Below are 18486 nucleotides of genomic sequence, written 5' to 3' on the forward strand. Positions count from 1 at the left end.
GTCATAACAATTAAATAAAATAGGATAGGCCAAATCGCTGTCTTACACTCTTGCGTCTTAAAAAGAAAGCACAAAATAGCTGGTCTATTTTGCACTTTACTTTTTTCGAATCACATTTCAACGTAATAACGATATTGGTCTCCAACATAGTAACAGTCACTGATTTCCTTGTACTGTCCATCACTGCTTGAAACCATGCGCACTCTTTTTAGAATTGGTGTCACATCAGGTATTTCTAAAATTGCTTGTAATTCAGGTGTCGCCATGACTGCTTCCACATATTCTTTGGACTCACTTAATACGATGTTGAACTTTTTCAGGTAATCATATAATGAACCATAGTAATCCTTACTATCTAAGGAGAATTTCTCAATGTATGGGATATGTGTGACAAAATAAGCAAATGCTTTACTGTCGTCTACACCTCTTGTCCGTCTGATTTGGAGCACTTCCCCACCATTTTCAATTCCTAATTGTTGAGAAATCCGCTCAGAAGCATGGATCAACTGGACATGTGCCTTTAACGTATGGACAGTTTTCCCTAATTCCTCCATCTCTCGTGTGAAGCTGCGGACCATCGTATAATGCTCTTTTTCTGTCGTATGGTCCACGGATAATACGAATGTACCTTTTGCACGTTCACGATATAAATGTCCTTCTCGAACAAGTTCATCAATTGCTTTTCTGATTGTGATTCGACTGACATTGTATATTGTACATAGTTCGAGTTCCGGAGGGATTTTTTCTCCCGCTTTCCATTCTCCTGACAAAAGCTTAAATCTTAAATCATCCGCGATTTGACTATACAGCGGACTGGACCCCTTCTTTTTTGCTAGTTTGTCGTTCAATTTCCGTCCTCCTACTTGCTTTATTGTCATAACAATAATATATTCAGAAAAAAATAGCAAGCAACGAAGAATGCGTTTTCTTATTGATACATCGTGCTTTAAAGCGATTATTCAGAAAAGGTCTACTCTTTCCTTTGGAGTTATTTGACCTTCTAGATAATGGAAGAAAAGGAAAATAAGCTGCTATTTCTCTGTCATAACCAATCCTTTTTCAAAATTCTTATTCAAAGCAATGTAAAGTAGAATCGTCGGAATTGATGCAATCGCACAAGCTAGAAGCACAGCAGGCGCATTTGTCGTTGCACCATTCGGCCCGTTCAATTGAGACAATACGGTCATGATTGGACGGATATTTCCCGATTTACTAAATGTAAAACCAAACAGAAGGTCATTCCAAACGAATGAAAACTGGAACAAGAACAAGGCGGAAATAGGTGCTTTAGCCATTGGCAAATAGATCCTGTAGAACACATGAAAATCGGATGCCCCGTCAATTCGAGCTGCTTCCATTTGCTCGTTACCTAATCCATCAAAAAAATTGCGTAAGACAAATATACAAAATGGTATGGAGATCGCTGAATAAAAAAGGATCATCCCAATCTGAGTGTCATATAAGCCAAACTTGGTATACATTTTATACACAGGAACAAGGTACATTTGAAAAGGAAAAATCGTTCCACTGTATATCAGCATAAACCAAAAGAAACGTCCTTTTATTTTTAGTTTAGTGATAGCATAGGCTGCTAGAGCTGCTAATAAAATCGCTATTGCTGCTGAAAGCACTCCATAAAGTAAACTATTCAAGAAACCACTCATTAACGAAACCCGTTCACTGATAAAATCGATAGATTGTTGTATCGCTATTCCTGTAGGCAGATCCCAAAAATTTCCCTGGTTATACTCAGCGCCTGACTTCACACTATTCACTAATACAAATGTAAAAGGAAAAAGCCAGATAAAGCCTAAGATACACAAAATCAAATTATTTATTCTAAAATTCTTTTTTGTTTTATCCATCTATTTCTCCTTAAATGTTTGTCTTAGATAAATGATCGAGATGAGCAAAACAATGACCGAAAGTACAGTCGCTACAGTTGATCCATAACCATAGGAACCATTGATGAAAGACTCCTTGTACATGGTCACTGCTAGTGTTTCAGAACTTCTATAAGGTCCCCCTCCTGTCATTAACCAAATGCCATCAAAAGTCTTGAAGCTATTTATAATCGCCATTAATAATACTACAATCAATGTCGGTTTTAGCAAAGGAAGAACTACATACCGATAAAGCTGACTATTTGAAGCACCATCTAATTTGGCCGCTTCAATCGGTTCTGCAGGTAGATTACTTAATCCAACGATCAACAGAATCAAATTTGTTCCAATCCCCTGCCAAATACCCGCGCCAATCATGACAAATGTGTTGACATAGGGTATACCTAACCAATAAGTAGTATTTTCTGTGAGTCCCCACAGTTCTAATAGTTTTGGCAATCCATAATTCGATAATAACGAAGTCATGATCAGTGCACCAATCGTTGGAGATACGGCATTCGGTAAATAAAATAGATTTTTGAAAATAGATCCCCAGCGACTGTTTGTAATCATTATTGCTAACAGCAATGGGATAATCACAGGAATAATCAAAGCAAAAAACACCCAAATCAAGGTATTTAGAAAAGATTGGATAAAATATTCATCTTGAAATAATCGGATATAATTATCAAGTCCGATAAAACGAAGTGCAGATAATCCATCCCAATCTGTAAAGCTTAATCCAAAAGTATAAATCGCTGACATTACAAAAAATACAGTGACCAAAATAGCTGCTGGTAATACATATAGGTAAGGAATCAGTGATTTGAGAGAGAATTGTTTTGCTTTCTTTCGCAGTAGTACTTTTTCAGTATGTTCCATAGTTCCTCCTCATAAGAGGCTGCTGAATTAGAAGGGCTATATTCTGCTTACATCTATCTTGCAGCCTCCGCCACGCTTTATTTATTCAAACTTTCCCATTTATTTTGGATGGCTTCTAAGCTTTTATCTACCTGATCTTTTGTTGGGTTAGAAAAGATTTTCCAGTATTCGTCAATAGAGAAATTAACAAGTTCTGGGTTGAATTGCTCGTAATATCGCAAATGCAAGGAATAATTGTCAGTATCATTTACTTCATCAACTAGCTTTTTACTGATTGGATCATTAAACGTCACATTTGTCACTGCGGCCATTCCAGTTTTATCTGCATATTCTTGTTGTACATCTTGTTTGAAATAGCCCTTCAATACTTTTTTTGCATTCTCTTTATTGCTACTGTTTTTACCGATCAATAGCGGTGCTACCTCATAAAAAATTGCTTTTTTATCGCTACTATTTTTAGCTGGTAAAATAAACATATCTAAATCTTTTCCAGATTCCAGACCGTAATCTTCATTCAAACTAGTCAAAGAATTCGTTGCATGGTAGAACATCGCAGTCTTTTTGCCGGAAAATTCTTTGATCTGGTCTTGTTGCACATCGGAAAAATATCCTTTTTGAATCATATCAATCCATTGATAGAAAACATTTTTAACGCGTTCATCTGTAAATGGTACTTTTCCAGAAATCCATTCTTCATATAAGTCTGGATCAAGACTTCCCATCAAAGCTTGTGGCCAGCAGAATGACTGCCATGTATTACCGATTCCAATTGGTGTTTCTCCATTTTCTTTCAGCACTTTACAAACATTAAGAAATTCATCAAATGTTTTTGGTTCCTCAATGCCATATTTACTGAAAATCTCTTTGTTGTAATAAACGCCGTTATAAATCATATTCAAGGGTGCACCATAAACTTTACCATCCACAGATAATGCGTCCTTTATTTGATCGCTGACACCCGCCGCTTCATAATCCGACCATTGATCAGATAAGTCTTCTACTAAATCGTTTTTGACCAAGTCCTTCAACATACTCCCTGTCCACCAAGTAAACAAAGCCGGTGCATCATTTCCTTGTAAAGATTGTTGGATATTTGTTTGGTATGAACTTAAGTCTGGGGTGTTAACAAATTTAACAGTCAAACCTGTTTCTTTTTCCAAAATTGGTACAAATGTTTTGGCTTTCCCCGTCCCTTGATTCTTGTCATTCAGGATCTCAATTGAATCTTTCTTTCCTTCACTTGCTGTGGAGTCAGATCCTTTGGCACAACCAACAGCAATGAACAAAACTGAAAACAACATAGCTCCTGACAAAATTTTTGATACTTTCACATGATAACCTCCCTTTGATTGAATTAAATTGATATACCGATAATCCCTTGAGCTAAATTCATAAATTGTATTTGACTGTCCTGTTGCATATCATCACTGTATTGGATAGAGTAATTGAACTCATAAAAGCCGCCCAGATCTGCTTTGAAATTCGTTTCCCAGTAATTATTCATTATCCAAGAATAGGCAATCTCTTGGTTTTTCCATGCGGTATGATCATTGGCCAACGTAATTTCATCTGCAGCTAAGTCCCCAAATGTCACTAACGGAGCATCATTGCAATTAATCAACAATCGTTCTTCTTTCGACTGATAAATCATGCCATTCTGAGTCAGATAAAAATCCATATTCGTTTCTGGAATTTGATCGATGCCCGGACGAATCAGACAGCCCATTTTATCCACAAACAATTCACTGTTAGATAAGCTAAACGGCAGTGCGACGTATAGATTTTCTGGCGCCCATTCGCTGGTTTTATGAACACGGATCGTGGCGTCAATTCTTGAAGATACTTTGTAAACTTTCAGGTAAACGGCATAAATGTTTGTTCCTTGTAGTTGATAATTTAAGAGAACACTTGTAAACAACTCACCATCAGACAAAATTTGGACATCTGTTAATTCTGCTGTATAACGCTTGGCAAATTTTCCTTTACGATTTCTTCCCATTACCCGTCGTTCTTCTACTGGATTTGTTCGTATCGGAGTATATTCATAAATCCCAGCAAAAAGCGAATGTACCCTTTTTGGATGTAAAATCGCAGATTTCGCTTTTTTAAATACTAATTCATTGATTCCCTTTGTTGAATCAATGCTCATCTTAATATAATCGTTCTCAATTCGATTGACTGTTGTGATTTCTTTGCTAGAAGATGGCATAATGTCTGCTATACCTTCTGATCCTTGTGACAAAGAAAGATCATACAATTTCTCTGGTACTTCTCCAATAGAAAGCTTGATCGTTTTCTCCTCTTTAGGATTCAAAGTGACCCAAACTTTTACTTCAATTGCTCGAGCTGTTCTAACCGTTTGCGATGGAATAATTTCTCCCGATCCACAATCAGTAGCTGTTATCAGAGACATATTCTTTTCAGTGATATAGGTTCCATCAACATGCTCCCACTCCTCAATTAAAACCGTTGCCATATCGGTAACCGATTGATCATGGGGATTAATCACTTTATATTTTTTCTCCCGATTTGGATAGATAGAGACCTGACCGTAACTGGCTAGAATCTCATCGAGATTTTTTGAAGCTGCTACGTTTGCAATCGTCGCATAGCTGGTTTTTCGATATTCTAAATCATTGACCAACGTATTCCATGGTTCAGAGATCGATGAAGAATATCCCCACGTATGTTCCGCATACATGATCAAATTATCTTCAGCTGTTTTCACTTCTGAAGCAATTCCTCTCGTTGAATCAGGATCCAATTTTTTCGCCAAATGGTATTTTCGTTGTGCTTCTTTGTAAATCTTCGTTGCAGCTGGGGTGGATCCTACGCCATCAGCCCACCAGTCGTTCCAGTCACCTGAATAAACCGGCACCGTTTCTTTTTCAACAAGAGCGAAGAAATCAGTAAGCGTTATCATTTCCAATTCGATTTCATCGCCATGGCGCGTATTCCACTTATTGATGGTATCCATCAATGCACCATTGGCGGGCGCATTATCAGAAACAACCCCCGAAATCATTACTGGCACATAATCATACGTATACCCATATTCTTTCAACGAGGCCACATATCTAAAAATTCGTCGCTCTGTAATTTGAAATTGGTCCGTGGTTGTATCATTTTCAAACTCGTCTTTTAAATGATAAGTAAAACGAGTATTCGGAATAAGCAAAAACTCGTTACCTAACATGTAATGACCACCATTCCATACCAGTAGTTCTTTGCCGTCTGGTGTCTGCCATTTGAAAGGTCGTTGCTGTCTCCTTAATGGAGCTAACCCATGATGCCCATGAACGCATGAAAATAAGTAGTCAATTCCGTTATCAACAAGTGCAGAAGCATAACCCCAGCTATACCCATTCACATCTGCTGTCATGGCTGATCTACCGGAAAAACCAATCTCTTTCGCCCAACTTTTTCCTTCAGCCAATTTTGAACGATAGACCGTATCATCTGCCAATTCGGTCATATTCAAATAATTAAGTGAAACATCAATTTTTCCTGCCAAAACCAATCGATTAAATTCGGCAATTTCTGCTTCCGTCGCATGTGTCATAAAGTTTTCTACTTGCCAATAATTCTCACATGTCCATTTGAAGCCTTCCCATTCTTTGTGGGTGCCAGACTCGATCGATTGAAAAATTTTGATTGCTTGCTTGATAAAATCAACATGGTACCGTTCAATTTTTTCTTGCCGATCTGTGTAACCAATATCCGTATGGGAATGAGAAATCAAATACATCTTAAATTTTGTCGCCATCTATAAACCTGCTTTCTTTATTTTTAGGGTATTTAATCCCTGAATAACTGCTTTCGAAGTATCCTTTGTTGCTCTGATTTTTACTTGAATATTTTCTCTTATAAAAATATTGTGAATTCCTGTTTCCATAAATTCAAAGCTTTTACTGATTTGACCTCCAAGAACAATCTCATCAGGGTGAAACATTTTCACATAAGGACTCAATATTTCTGCCACCTGTTGACCAAATTGATTAAAAGCTTCCACTGCAGCTTGTTCGCCATCTTTAGCGCGGTCATAGACTATTTTCGGACTTGCTTTCTCCCCCAGTGTCTGCTCAATAATTTGTTCTAGCCCTCTTGCTGAAAGATAATCATCAATAGTTCCATCTTTATACGGTTCATCAAAAATCATTCCTGATTCAGGAATGCCATAAGATCCGCGAACCATCTCCCCATTTTTAATAAACGTTGACCCACACCCCGTTCCTATCGCAATATAAATTCCTTTTTTTTGAGCAAAAGACTGTAACGTATATTCCCCAAATGCAAATGCGGTCCCATCGTTAAAAATTGAAATACTGAAGTCACTCGTAATGGGTAGTTCCTGTGAGCGGTTGAATCTTTTTATCAGTTCTTCTTTGATATTCGTCTGATACAGACTTTCATATTTGCTTAATCCCTGAATAAGACAAATACCTTCTTCATAATCAAATGGACCGGGAAATGCTATCATTAACGCTCCTACTATTTTTTTATCAAAAGTCACTTGTTGATAAAGATCGTAAATAATTTGAAAAAAGTTCCCCAGTATCTCCTCTTTTCCTTTATTTGCATAGGCAGGATAATAATTTATCCCTTCAAGTAATGGTTTATTCTTGTTGTTATATACAGTTCCTTTAACAAAAGTACCGCCAACATCTAAACAAATAACTAACGGATCCAATAAGCTCCTCCTTCTAGTCGCCTCATTTTTGTAATAAGTTTGAAACAGTTTCTGATTACCAAATCAATAACTCTGTTTGTCTAATCATTTGAGGCATCACATTGTATTTTAGTTATGACAATAGTATAATCATTAAAAGAAGCGTTTTCAATAGCTATTTATGTACATTTTAAATGGCTGAAACTACAGCTTTTTCTTTGTTATGTTCTATTGTATATAACAATAAAAGGAGGGTCATTATGTCTAACGGAATTCCTTATTATTTACAGATTGCAGAAGAAATGAGAAATAATGTGCAAATAGGAAAATGGAAAGAAGGAGAAAAAATCCCTACGGAGTTTCAGCTATGTGAGATATTCCATGTCAGTCGAATTACAATCCGAAAAGCCATCGATGAACTTGTTAAAGAAAACTTATTACAACGTGAACGTTCTAAAGGTACTTTTGTAAGGAAAAATGAGATTCAGAAAGATAATCGTTTTACACTGATCAAGAGCTTAACCGATCAGATCGAAGAGTTCGGGGATTCTTTCGTTACAAAAAAAGTAAATGTACTGATTACTCATGCTGACCAAAAACTCGCTACTTATCTGGATACTAAAGTTGGAGAAAAAATAATCGTATTAAAACGGCTTATGGGATATGACAAGAAGAATATTGGTTACTTTCTGACTTATTTCAAATTTAATGAATCTTTCAGTTTGGACCCCTTTGATTACTATGGTTCATTTTATACTTATCTAAAAAAAGAACAGGGTATTACTGTCATAAATGATAAAGAAGTAATCGAAGCTATTATGCCTATGCAAGAAGTCGCCTATCATTTGCGTATCAAATCAGGTACACCTGTTTTAAAAAGAAGTCGCTTTGCATCAGATGCAACTCATACATTCAAGGAATACACGGAGTGCTATTATACAGGGAATGAATACAAGTACTATATTGCTTTTAGATGAGTATCTTCCTTTTTTTAAATCTCTCAACTTGAAGTTTTAGGTTTAGTGCAAACAAACAACCCGAAGTAGTTCTCCCTACTTCGGGTTGTTGATTACTCTTCTTCATTACTATCTCATTTTTTCTACGAATGCTTTTATGGCAAGATCTTGGCAACCAGTGTCAAAACATTCCAAAAAACGTGGGGTTAAGGCGGTGCGAACCAATGCTGGATCCAGGGCTTCCAAACCTGTCAGTAGTGGTTTTGCCATCACTTGTTTTACTTCATTCAAAATTTCTGCATTACGATTTTGGGATGCTTTCCGTTCTTTGGGATACCCATTTCCTTTGTCCGAGCCAAAAGCACGATCAAAAATTGTCTCCAAATTTAGTTCAGCACCCCAGCCAAATCCTTTCGCATAAGGTAAAGACAACGCATTCCCATTGTTGATTTGTAAAAAGAGATACGCGTCGGTTGGTTCGATGCAATATCCGCATACTACACCGGGATAGGCATTTAGTGACATTAGTGCCCCTTGACCAGTGCCGCAGCCAGTTACGATAAAATCGACCGCTCCTGAATGAAGCAAAAGTGCCGCTTGAATTCCTAAATGAATATAGGTTAATCGTGGATTGCCTTCACTGTAAGCTTCCGGTAGGTCATCTGGTAGTAAAGGTTCACTCATGCCAACATTATAAACCTCATGACCATATTTATTGCCGATTGTCGTCAATTCTTTAAGGATAATCGGATTTTTTGCTGCCTGACTAAATTCGTTCAAAAGTGCAATTTTCATTTTTTTCCACCTCATTTGTTTTTAAAAAAAGATAATTGAAGGCTGCCAAAGCGGTTTTTCTCGTTTTAAAAGCCGCCATTAGTGAGTCGTTTTCTGTAAAATCGGTTAATTCACGATAAAAATGCTTGTTCTGTCTAATTTCAATCGGTGTCTGCATTCGAGTGGCCAGTAAAAAGATCGTATCCACCATTTCATCCTCATACCAAAAAATTGGTTCATTCAAAACCATTATCGCTACTTTAGGTTCAAATACTTCCGTCATACTCCCGTGGGGAATTGCAGTCTGATGGCCGATGCACGTAGTCGTCTTTTGTTCTCTTTTCCAAACTGTCTGATAGAAATTTGGCGACACAAATCCTAGTCGCTCTAATTGGTTAGATAAGAAAGTCACTACTTCTTCTTTGTTTGTATATGTTTGATCTACGAAGATCAATCTTGGATCTAGTAACGGCTTGGATACATCAGAAAAAATAGAGATTGATCCAGGAACGATTCCCCAACGTGAAAGAGCCGTTCGAATATTCACGAGATCTTTGTTTGAAGGAAGATAAGAAATTGACACTGCAGTGACTGATTCCACGGGAATCATCGTTAAATAAAGGACATCTTTTCTGGTAGAGTCGATTTCTTCTTCTCGAATAATATGAATCTCTTTGATCTCTGGAATATTTTTTTTGATATATTCGGTAGCAAATAAGCTTTGGGAACGCCCTCGATCCGTTACTAAATACGCATCGACTTGGCTTTGATTTCTCAATATAGCAGCTTCAATATACAAAACGATATAGGCAATCTCATCTTCGGTTAGCTGTACATTGTAATAGTCCTCGAATAATTGGCTTGTTGACCAAACGCTCAAAAAGACACGACTGTATAGTTTCTTTAAGTCTCTGGTCAATTCAGACGAATTTTTGTGTCCATATTTCATGCGAAAAATGGCGGATCGAAGATGATTGGTCAGTTCTTCTTCCAAAATCCTGTCTTCTATCAATGGCTGTTGCAAAATTTCTGAAATAGATGAAATGATTGTATGAACAAACTCCATCAAATCATTATCATACTGATTTTTTAAATTGGTAAGTGCCGCAGAATCCTTCCAACGCAATTTATTTGATACAAGAATCTCTGCAGTAAGTATTCGTTTGTCCACCTCTTTGAATGTTCCAAATCCTCTTTTTTCTAATCCACGATAGAGGGTCTCAACAAAACTATATTCATTGGTATATTCTCTTTCAAAATTATCGATCGTTGGCATAGCCGAAGCATAAGAAAATCTTCCGATGCTCAGAATCAGCATGATTCGTATTTTGATAAATGATGTAATAGAAAATTTGATTTTCCAATCACTTTCTGCTTTCCGAATGATCTCAGAGATTTCTTCAACAGCTATTCCTTTGGCAAATCGTTGCAAAACAGCGGTTTGTTTTTCATCTTCTTGCAGAAGAATCGCATCTCGAATCGCTACTCGTTTTGAATATTCATCACCTACCAGCACAAGTCCTTTTCCGGGAATCGTTTTGATGGTGATATGATGATCTGCAAACCAGTCACTCACATGACTCATTAGTTTTCTAAAAGTTGGTATACTGACATATAATTTTTCTGCTAGTTCGGCTTGAGTGATAAAATGATCACTGGCTTTTTCCAACAATAAACAGATCAATGTCCATTCATCATTTGGGGAAATTCCTTCGGGTATAGAAAAATCGCTCAAATATTTTAGTAATTGATTTTGTTTATCTGGGTAAAGGACAAACGCAATTCCTTTACCAGGCTTTGTATCAATCCGTCCAAGATTGTTTTCCACCAGCAAATCATCAATCTGGGCGATTTTCCTCCGAATCGATTTTTCAGATTTCCCAATATATTCAGCTATTTTTTTGATAGAGGTCTCTGGATTTTTCTGAAGAAAATGCAAGATCTCTTTCTTTACTAATTTATCTTTGACCAAATCCAAAGCCCTCCTATCAGATTCTGTCTTTCATTAATTATTCATGACCCGTGTAAGCAACCTCGCCAAAAATATAGCGATCTTTTGAGCCAATCACCTCAATGTAGTCCTTCACAAATTGCTTTACCCCTGCTTCCGCAGCCATACATAAGTGCATATAATCCGTTTGCTCGTCTTTTTTTATTTCTCGCATCATCGCTTCTTTGGCAACAGTGAACGCATCCGTGGCCACATTGATTTTATTGATTCCTAAAGAAACTGCTTTTTTTAAATTATCTTCTCCACAGCCACTTCCTCCATGAAGGACTAATGGCATCTGCAAGGTCTCTTTTAACTCTGCTAAACGAGCAAAATCTAATTGCGGTGTTTTTCCTTTAGGATAGTTGCCATGTGCGGTACCAATCGCCACAGCCAAAGCATCAACACCTGTTTTTTGAACAAAGTGTAATGCTTGTTCAGGATTTGTGTAAAGATCTATATTTGCATCATCTTCGTTCAAGGCTTGTCCTACATGTCCTAATTCTGCTTCAACAGAACAGCCCACGCTATGAGCTAGACTACAGACCATTGCCGTCTTTTGCAAGTTTTCTTCATAAGACAGGCTTGAGCCATCAAACATGACATTTGTAAAACCTTGATTGATACATTCGGCAATGACTTGGAAGTCCATGCCGTGATCTAGATTCAATGCAACAGGAATAGTAACTCTGGCTGCAAGTTCCTTGATTAGTGGAATCATTTCCTCTTTATGCGCATGATTTTTCATTTGACCTGGGCCGAATTGAATGATGATCGGCGAATGCTGTTCTGCTGCTGCTTCGATTCCTGCACGTGCCATTTCAATATTGATACTGTTCATCGCCATCACACCATAATAATTTTTATTGGCATCATCTAAAATTGATTTCATACTTACTAACATTGTTGTACCTCTCTTCCTATGATCGTGTTTCTTATTCTTCTAAAGTAATGTCAAAATCGAAATCGTCCCCAACTATTTCTTCTGTTTCAGTTTCTGACACAGTTTCACGTTTAATGACCGCATAGACCACGCCAGTAACAACTGATCCGACCACCAGAGCTACGACAAACATTAATGGATTCGTCATCATTGGTATCACGAAAATACCGCCATGAGCTGCAACTGATTCCACGCCAGAACCTACCGCTATCGCTCCAGCAGTTGCTGATCCTAATACGGAGCTGATGATGAAACGAACCGGATCCGCCGCCGCAAATGGCAGCACACCTTCTGTGATAAAACATAACCCCATCGGAAAAGCGGCTTTTGCGGTATCGATTTGTGCTTGAGCAAATTTTTTCTTAGCTAATAAAGTAGCAATGAAGGCACCGATTGGCGGTGTCATCCCTCCAACTAATTTAGCCGCCATCGGGCCGTTAATACCATCTGCGCCTAATGCATTGGCAGCCAGTGAAGCGGTTTTATTGATTGGCCCGCCTAAATCAAATCCCATGCAGGCACCGATTACTCCACCAATCACAGACTTGGCACCCCCATTTAGTGCAATGATCCATTGTTGGAATCTGTCCATAATAAAAGCTAACGGTGGAGAGAAGATCATTAGAAACAGCATCCCACTGACTAAAGTAACTACTACTGGGATAACTAAGACCGGCATTAAGCCTTGCATCCAACTTGGTACTTTCCATGTCTTCACCCAGTTCACACCATAACCAATCACAAATGCGACCAGCAGGCCCCCTAAAAATCCGGCTTTTGTTTCATTTGCGGTATACCCTAAAATAAGTGCTGGTACAATAGCTGGCCGTCCAGCAATGGAATAGGCAGTACCGGCTGCCATAACCGCAACAGCAAAGGCCATTGCATAGGAACTCAGTTTGTTGACTCCCCACCAAAAACCTGTCCATGTATAAGGATCCATCTCAGAAAATGGTGTGACCCCCGGTTGAACTAAATCTCCGATATTGTATCCGCCAAATCCTTTCGCCAGCGCCCCTAAAATACCACCGGCTACAATAATGGGAATCATATACGAAATCCCTGTCATGACGTGTTTCTTTACCTCAAATTTCCCCTTCATGTATGCTACTCCTTTCCTTGATCATAAGCCTAATTTTTCATGAATCTTCTTGATTACACCTTCTGGTGATTTCATGATCATAGCTATGGGAATATCAATGACTTTTTTCCCCTTGAATCGTTCCCGCGATACCCCAATATCCGTAGCTAGCAACACGACATCTGCTTCACGAATATCTTTTTCAGTTAATTCATTTTCTACCCCAATCGAACCTTGCGTCTCAATTTTTACATCATCCCCAGCTTTTATAGCAGCTTTCTCAATTTTTTCCTTTGCAATATACGTATGCGCGATTCCTGCTGTACAAGCAGTGATTCCAACTATTTTCATCTTCTTCCTCCTACTCAATCGGATTAACCGATTGTTCGATTCTAGTTTTCAGTAACTCTTTTACTTATTGAAAAATGTTTCTTTGCTTGGTTGTTAGGAGATGATCCCCAGTTGATTCTTGGAAAGGTCTTACAAAAAACGCCGTTTCTTTTGCCCCTCATTTAAATGGTTAAGCTTTCGATGACTTCATCAACGGAATGAGTCATCTTCAATCGATTTAACAGCTCATCATCACTTAATTTTGCAGCAACTTTGCTTAATAATTGGAGGTGTAGCTTCGCCCCCGATACGTCATTCGGTACAGCAAACAGAAAGAAAAAATTGACTGGTTCACCATCATACGATTCCCAGCGAATCATGTTGTCCGTCTTCCCAATAGCGATTCCTGCTCGCTTGACAGCCTCGGACTTTCCATGAGGAATTGCCACATTATTCCCCATGCCTGTGATTCCTTCCGCTTCACGTTCATAAACAGCTTCGATAAAACCATCCAATTTGCTTAGATAGTTCTCTTTGAAGAGCATGGTTGCTAATTCACGAATCACTTCGTCTTTTGTAGTAGCTTTCATATTTAGATCAATAACGTTCCGATCAAATATTGTTTGATCTTCATTGATTGTTTCCATTCCTTCGCTCCTTTCATCTCTTATGAACTAAGAATAACAGAAAATAAGAAAGCGCTTTTAAAGAAAAAGGGCACAGACTTACGGAAGTTTTTTCTTAGCTGGATAATAGAAGTAATGCTTGACTATTTCTAAGAAAGAAATGTCATCACCGAAGACAAAAAAGGAGAATGGACAATCGCCCATTCTCACTCTTTGTTTATTACCATTACTCTTCTTCATTCAGCAGATAATTATAGACAGCTCCAATCAAGTTTGCTTCATTGCCAAACCTTGAAGCTGCGACTTCACTCTTTAAGGCTGTGGCGCCAGAACGAGCTTTTAATTTGTTGATTTCGTTATTGACCTCTTCAACAAAGCGCTGATTTTTTGAGATAGCGCCGCCTAAGATGATTTTCTCTGGATCGAAACTGACCATCAAATTATAGATGCCTCTAGCAGCATAGCGAAAGAATTCAGTTAACAACGCATCTGCTAGACGATCCCCTTTTTCAGCAAGTGAAAACAGTGTTGGCCCATCTACTCGATTGCCAGTCATTTGTTCATATCGTTTTGTCAATAAAACGATACTCGCCAACTCACTAAACGTTTTCTCTTCATTCAAAAACATATAGCCAAACTCGCCACCGAAAAAATGTTGTCCACTATGGACTTTTCGATTGGAAATAATGGCTCCGCCTACGCCTGTGCCAAAAACCAAAAATAAACTATTGGTGGTTTCTTTCGCCTCTCCTTGCCAGATTTCAGAAAGTGCTGCACAATTCGCATCGTTTTCCATATGAACTGGCAATCCAGAAAAATGTTGGGATAGCTCTTGCGTAAACTTACGCTGATGGATATAAGGAATCGCTGTAGTGCCCAAGATTTGATCGTTTTTTTGATCTACTGCTCCCGGAACACTGACAGCGATCGCTTCAATCTCAAACTGCTCTTCAAATTGTTTTTTTATTGAAGCGAGTTTTTGAAGCATCATTTCCCATGTTTCTGGCAAAGGAATGGAGGATTTTTGCGCCATTCCATCTTCCGTCCAAACACCATATTTGATAGCTGATCCCCCAAAATCTAAAACCAAAATAGCCATTTATGCCACTTCCTTCATTGCAGAATTTCACTTATTCACCGACTGTCCTAGTATTCCTTTATACAAATAAAGCATTAGTATAGAGCCAAAAATGATTGGCAAAAAAACGTTTTTTAGTATCGATTATCTTTTTGAATAGAGCTTTTCAGGATCAACTAGTCCTAATATCTCTCATTTCACCTCTTCGCTTTCCGCTTCTCTCAAGGAATGAACGATCAATTCTTTGATAACTGCTTGTCTTAACTGTTCATAATCCTCATAATTCGTACTGTATAAATTAGGTTTTGTATGTCGTTTATCCATCATATAGGACTGAGGATCTTGATTTAATGCGATTTGGTTGTAATAAGGTGTCAACTCTGATTCATCTGTTACCTGTTTTAATCTAGTGAGTAATTCATAGTCGATGATGCCTTTTTTTAATTGGATGACTCGGAGTGAGCGTTCGATCTCACCGTTTTTAGCTGGATAAACGAGACTAAAATCTCCCGTAGGAAACCCGTGGATCTCGTAGCGGATATCTTCTCTCGGTTTTGCTGTCCAGGCACAGTAAGCCCATCTAGTCAGTCCATCGAAATCAAACAAGCTGTTGAGTATCCCTAGAACTCTGGCTTCTACCAATTGATTTTTTACTAATGTATTTGGTTTATCCGGAATATTGCAAACATACCATAGATAGTGTTTCTCCGTCTGTTGCTTGTTGATTGCAATGTGCTTGGTAATGCAAGGAAAAGACAATGTAATTGTGTCAAGATCATCAATAAAGTGAGAAATGGCTATTTCACGATCAATGGCCATTTTGATTTTTATCGTTGGAGCTATAGCTTTGAATTCATTTATTAATACTTTAAAAGCATTCACAGACTCGACGTCTTTGATTTCTGGTTCATCCGTAGCAATCTTTAGTTTTTCAAATTGATTTGTTTCCTTAAAATAAGTCACAATACAGGAAAAGTAGGCAACTAATTCTTCCGCAGTTTTCATATACTTGAAGGTTTGGTCCGCCTCATCAAAATAGCGGACAGAAATATTTTCTGAATAATCCTTGACCTCATTTCGAGGAAAACCATCCTTGTTCCAGACCCCCAATAATCCATACAACGCAATTTCGCCATCAATTGCATAGTTCTTACAAAGATCGATATAGCGTTGCATATTCCGAAAATCGCAAGTAAGCTTTCCCTCCGTATCTTTAATGACATCGATCATCGAATACTCATAGAAGTTCGAGCCGTCCTTTGATCCGATCGCGGTTCCCCAGCCGCACCAAGGACAGTCACTGGCCACTATCATGATAGATTTTTGGCCCAAGTCCGCTAGAGAAGCAATCACATTTTCAAGCAATTGGAAATGTCGATCGCTCCATAATGGCACACCAAATTGACGTGCCACATTAGAAGAATGCTGCCAGATATCTAAAAACATCGTATAATCTTTAGGATCAGGCAGAGTGTAGTCCAGAACATTTACGGAAAGTTCTTGTGTAAAAATCAGTTCTTCATCTGAAAACAACAAAGAGTGATACACGCTAACAGTGACCGTAAACTGATTTTTGGAGAAATTTTTCGGGATGGCATACTCGGCAAAAATCACTCCCGGTTGATATTGGGAAAAAGTAGTATAGGTCTCGCGACTCACCCGATCAGCCACCAGCCGATTATCATCATCAGGGATATAGCCTTCAATAAAGGCTTCACCAATGACCTCTGGACAGTCGCTGCTTATCTCTACCCGGTAAAGAGGTTGTTCCAACTCAGGAACAAAAATTTTTTCACGAGCCGCTGTCAAAATTCCTTTCATCCCTTCCAGGTATACTTGAAAGGCAATTTTTTCATTTTTACATCCACATAATTCTGTGATACTTGGCGGTAGCTGTTGAATCCCAGCAATCGTTTGATACGCATCGTGTGTTACAATAATCGTCATACAGACACATCCTGTTTCGTTTGATTTCTTTCAATTTCCAATTCTTTCTTATCTGCTACTCGTACAAACGGGTACCAAATCAATGTCACGATTGCTGTGGTAATAATGTACATCAAGAAAAACTGCCAGCCTCCTGACAAAGCGAATTTCACAAAACCAGGCGTTGTCCACGGAATATTCTCCACCGTCGGATTATAAGTGATTGGGAGTACCGTAGTCATTAATCCCCAAGAAACAAGCCCGGAAACTAGCGGACTTAAAATCATTGGGAAAAAGTACATGGGATTCATAATGATCGGCAAACCAAACACCAAAGGTTCGGTGATATTGAAGACGGTTGGAAGAGCCCCTAATTTAAACATTTCTTTGTATCGTTTGGATTTCGCAAACATCAAATTAATAATCAATCCCATAGTATTTCCTGCAGCTCCACAAACACCGTAAACCATATAGGCAATGGCAAAAGGTAACGTTTTTCCTGAAGTGAATGCATCAATATTTGCCGTGATCATCGTCAATGTTACTGCAGACAATGGCCCGGACAAAACAGCATTGTGGATACCAAAGAACCATAAAAAGCAAAGCAGCACTTGAATGAAAATCATCGTCAACGGATTGGCCATCAGATTATTCAATGGTGCACTGATCATTTCAGTGATAAAACTGAAAATATCATTAAAGGGTGTAAATGAGAAGGCGATTCGTATGCCACACACGATCAGAAAAATAATCGTCACGATAAAAGTCGGCGCTAATGATTCTGAAACCATCGGCGGAACTGAATCCGGTAATTTGATTGTGAATTTTCTGGCCGCTAAAATTGAATAAAGCTTAGTGATCAATAAAGCAACTAGCATACCGATGAAGATTCCTTGTCCGCCTAAATAATCAAAACTCACTGCATTAACAGCTGACTCTACCCATTTACCATTTTGTTCTACGTGGGTCACGATTTGTTGAGGAATCAAAATAAAGTAAGAGGCTAATGCGATCAAACCAGAGTTTTGAGCGTTTGTATGCAGTCTTTTTCCATAGGCATACGCAATGTTGTAGACCGCTAGCATGCCCATGATCCCGATTGACGCATTCCCCACTGCACCTAAAGACGAAGCTAAATTCGTTTTTTGCAGTAACTCAAACCATGCTGGAATCGGAAAATTTGCGACAATCAAAATAAATGCTGAGCCAATCGTGGCTGGGCTGGTTCTGATGAACCCTTCAGATAAAGCGCCTAAAACAAGATTATTCTGCATCTTCTCTGAGAGCGGTAATAATTTATCTGTTAAAAATTTCTCGAACTTGTTCATAGTTTCCTCCATCAATAGTA

Annotated in this window: 16 protein-coding genes; 1 reads left to right on the top strand and 15 read right to left on the bottom strand. The window is 38.3% G+C overall.

What is annotated here, in order from left to right; translation table 11 throughout:
• Positions 1-110: 110 nt before the first annotated feature.
• The 6 genes from Q0A12_RS08900 to Q0A12_RS08925 form a co-directional block, all read right to left on the bottom strand.
• The gene (locus Q0A12_RS08900) at positions 111-848 is read right to left on the bottom strand and encodes a GntR family transcriptional regulator (protein WP_291292295.1); all 738 of its coding nucleotides are present in this window, start codon (positions 846-848) and stop codon (positions 111-113) included.
• Positions 849-1031: 183 nt separating this feature from the next.
• Positions 1032-1865, bottom strand: a complete 834-nt coding sequence (locus Q0A12_RS08905) for a carbohydrate ABC transporter permease (RefSeq protein ID WP_291292296.1) — start codon at positions 1863-1865, stop codon at positions 1032-1034.
• The gene (locus Q0A12_RS08910; RefSeq protein WP_291292297.1) at positions 1866-2765 is read right to left on the bottom strand and encodes a sugar ABC transporter permease; all 900 of its coding nucleotides are present in this window, start codon (positions 2763-2765) and stop codon (positions 1866-1868) included.
• A 77-nt stretch (positions 2766-2842) separates the two neighbouring features.
• Positions 2843-4096, bottom strand: a complete 1254-nt coding sequence (locus tag Q0A12_RS08915) for an extracellular solute-binding protein (RefSeq protein WP_291292298.1) — start codon at positions 4094-4096, stop codon at positions 2843-2845.
• A gap of 23 nt (positions 4097-4119) precedes the next feature.
• Positions 4120-6531: a hypothetical protein gene (locus Q0A12_RS08920; RefSeq protein WP_291292299.1), complete on the bottom strand. Its 2412-nt coding sequence runs from the start codon at positions 6529-6531 to the stop codon at positions 4120-4122.
• Positions 6532-7455: an ROK family protein gene (locus Q0A12_RS08925; protein WP_291292300.1), complete on the bottom strand. Its 924-nt coding sequence runs from the start codon at positions 7453-7455 to the stop codon at positions 6532-6534.
• 239 nt (positions 7456-7694) lie between these two features.
• Here Q0A12_RS08925 and Q0A12_RS08930 point away from each other — a divergent pair, with 239 nt between their 5' ends.
• Positions 7695-8411, top strand: a complete 717-nt coding sequence (locus tag Q0A12_RS08930) for a GntR family transcriptional regulator (RefSeq protein ID WP_291292301.1) — start codon at positions 7695-7697, stop codon at positions 8409-8411.
• 108 nt (positions 8412-8519) lie between these two features.
• On the opposite strand, the gene Q0A12_RS08935 is transcribed toward Q0A12_RS08930, so the two are convergent.
• The 9 genes from Q0A12_RS08935 to Q0A12_RS08975 form a co-directional block, all read right to left on the bottom strand.
• Positions 8520-9185, bottom strand: coding sequence for an RpiB/LacA/LacB family sugar-phosphate isomerase (locus Q0A12_RS08935; protein ID WP_291292302.1), 666 nt, complete (start codon positions 9183-9185; stop codon positions 8520-8522).
• Positions 9157-11136, bottom strand: coding sequence for a PTS sugar transporter subunit IIA (locus tag Q0A12_RS08940; RefSeq protein ID WP_291292303.1), 1980 nt, complete (start codon positions 11134-11136; stop codon positions 9157-9159). Before Q0A12_RS08940 ends, Q0A12_RS08935 begins: the two co-directional genes overlap by 29 nt.
• 37 nt (positions 11137-11173) lie before the next feature.
• On the bottom strand, positions 11174-12058 hold the full coding sequence (locus Q0A12_RS08945; RefSeq protein WP_291292304.1) for a class II fructose-bisphosphate aldolase: 885 nt from the start codon (positions 12056-12058) through the stop codon (positions 11174-11176).
• A 31-nt stretch (positions 12059-12089) separates the two neighbouring features.
• The gene (locus tag Q0A12_RS08950; RefSeq protein ID WP_291292305.1) at positions 12090-13199 is read right to left on the bottom strand and encodes a PTS fructose transporter subunit IIC; all 1110 of its coding nucleotides are present in this window, start codon (positions 13197-13199) and stop codon (positions 12090-12092) included.
• Between the two features lie 21 nt (positions 13200-13220).
• Entirely contained in the window at positions 13221-13529 is a 309-nt protein-coding gene (locus Q0A12_RS08955; protein WP_291292306.1) for a PTS fructose transporter subunit IIB, read from the bottom strand.
• A 161-nt stretch (positions 13530-13690) separates the two neighbouring features.
• Complete coding sequence (locus tag Q0A12_RS08960; RefSeq protein WP_291292307.1) at positions 13691-14155, bottom strand: fructose PTS transporter subunit IIA; 465 nt, start codon at positions 14153-14155, stop codon at positions 13691-13693.
• A gap of 205 nt (positions 14156-14360) precedes the next feature.
• Complete coding sequence (locus Q0A12_RS08965) at positions 14361-15233, bottom strand: ROK family protein (protein WP_291292308.1); 873 nt, start codon at positions 15231-15233, stop codon at positions 14361-14363.
• A 171-nt stretch (positions 15234-15404) separates the two neighbouring features.
• Positions 15405-17159, bottom strand: coding sequence for a DUF4091 domain-containing protein (locus tag Q0A12_RS08970; RefSeq protein ID WP_291292309.1), 1755 nt, complete (start codon positions 17157-17159; stop codon positions 15405-15407).
• Positions 17156-18466 (bottom strand): PTS transporter subunit EIIC, encoded by a 1311-nt coding sequence (locus Q0A12_RS08975; protein ID WP_291292310.1) that lies wholly within the window; start codon positions 18464-18466, stop codon positions 17156-17158. The genes Q0A12_RS08970 and Q0A12_RS08975 overlap by 4 nt, the downstream gene beginning before the upstream one ends.
• Positions 18467-18486: the final 20 nt, after the last annotated feature.

Origin of the sequence: Enterococcus sp., from assembly GCF_022711995.1 — a bacterium.
Taxonomy (GTDB): domain Bacteria; phylum Bacillota; class Bacilli; order Lactobacillales; family Enterococcaceae; genus Enterococcus_D.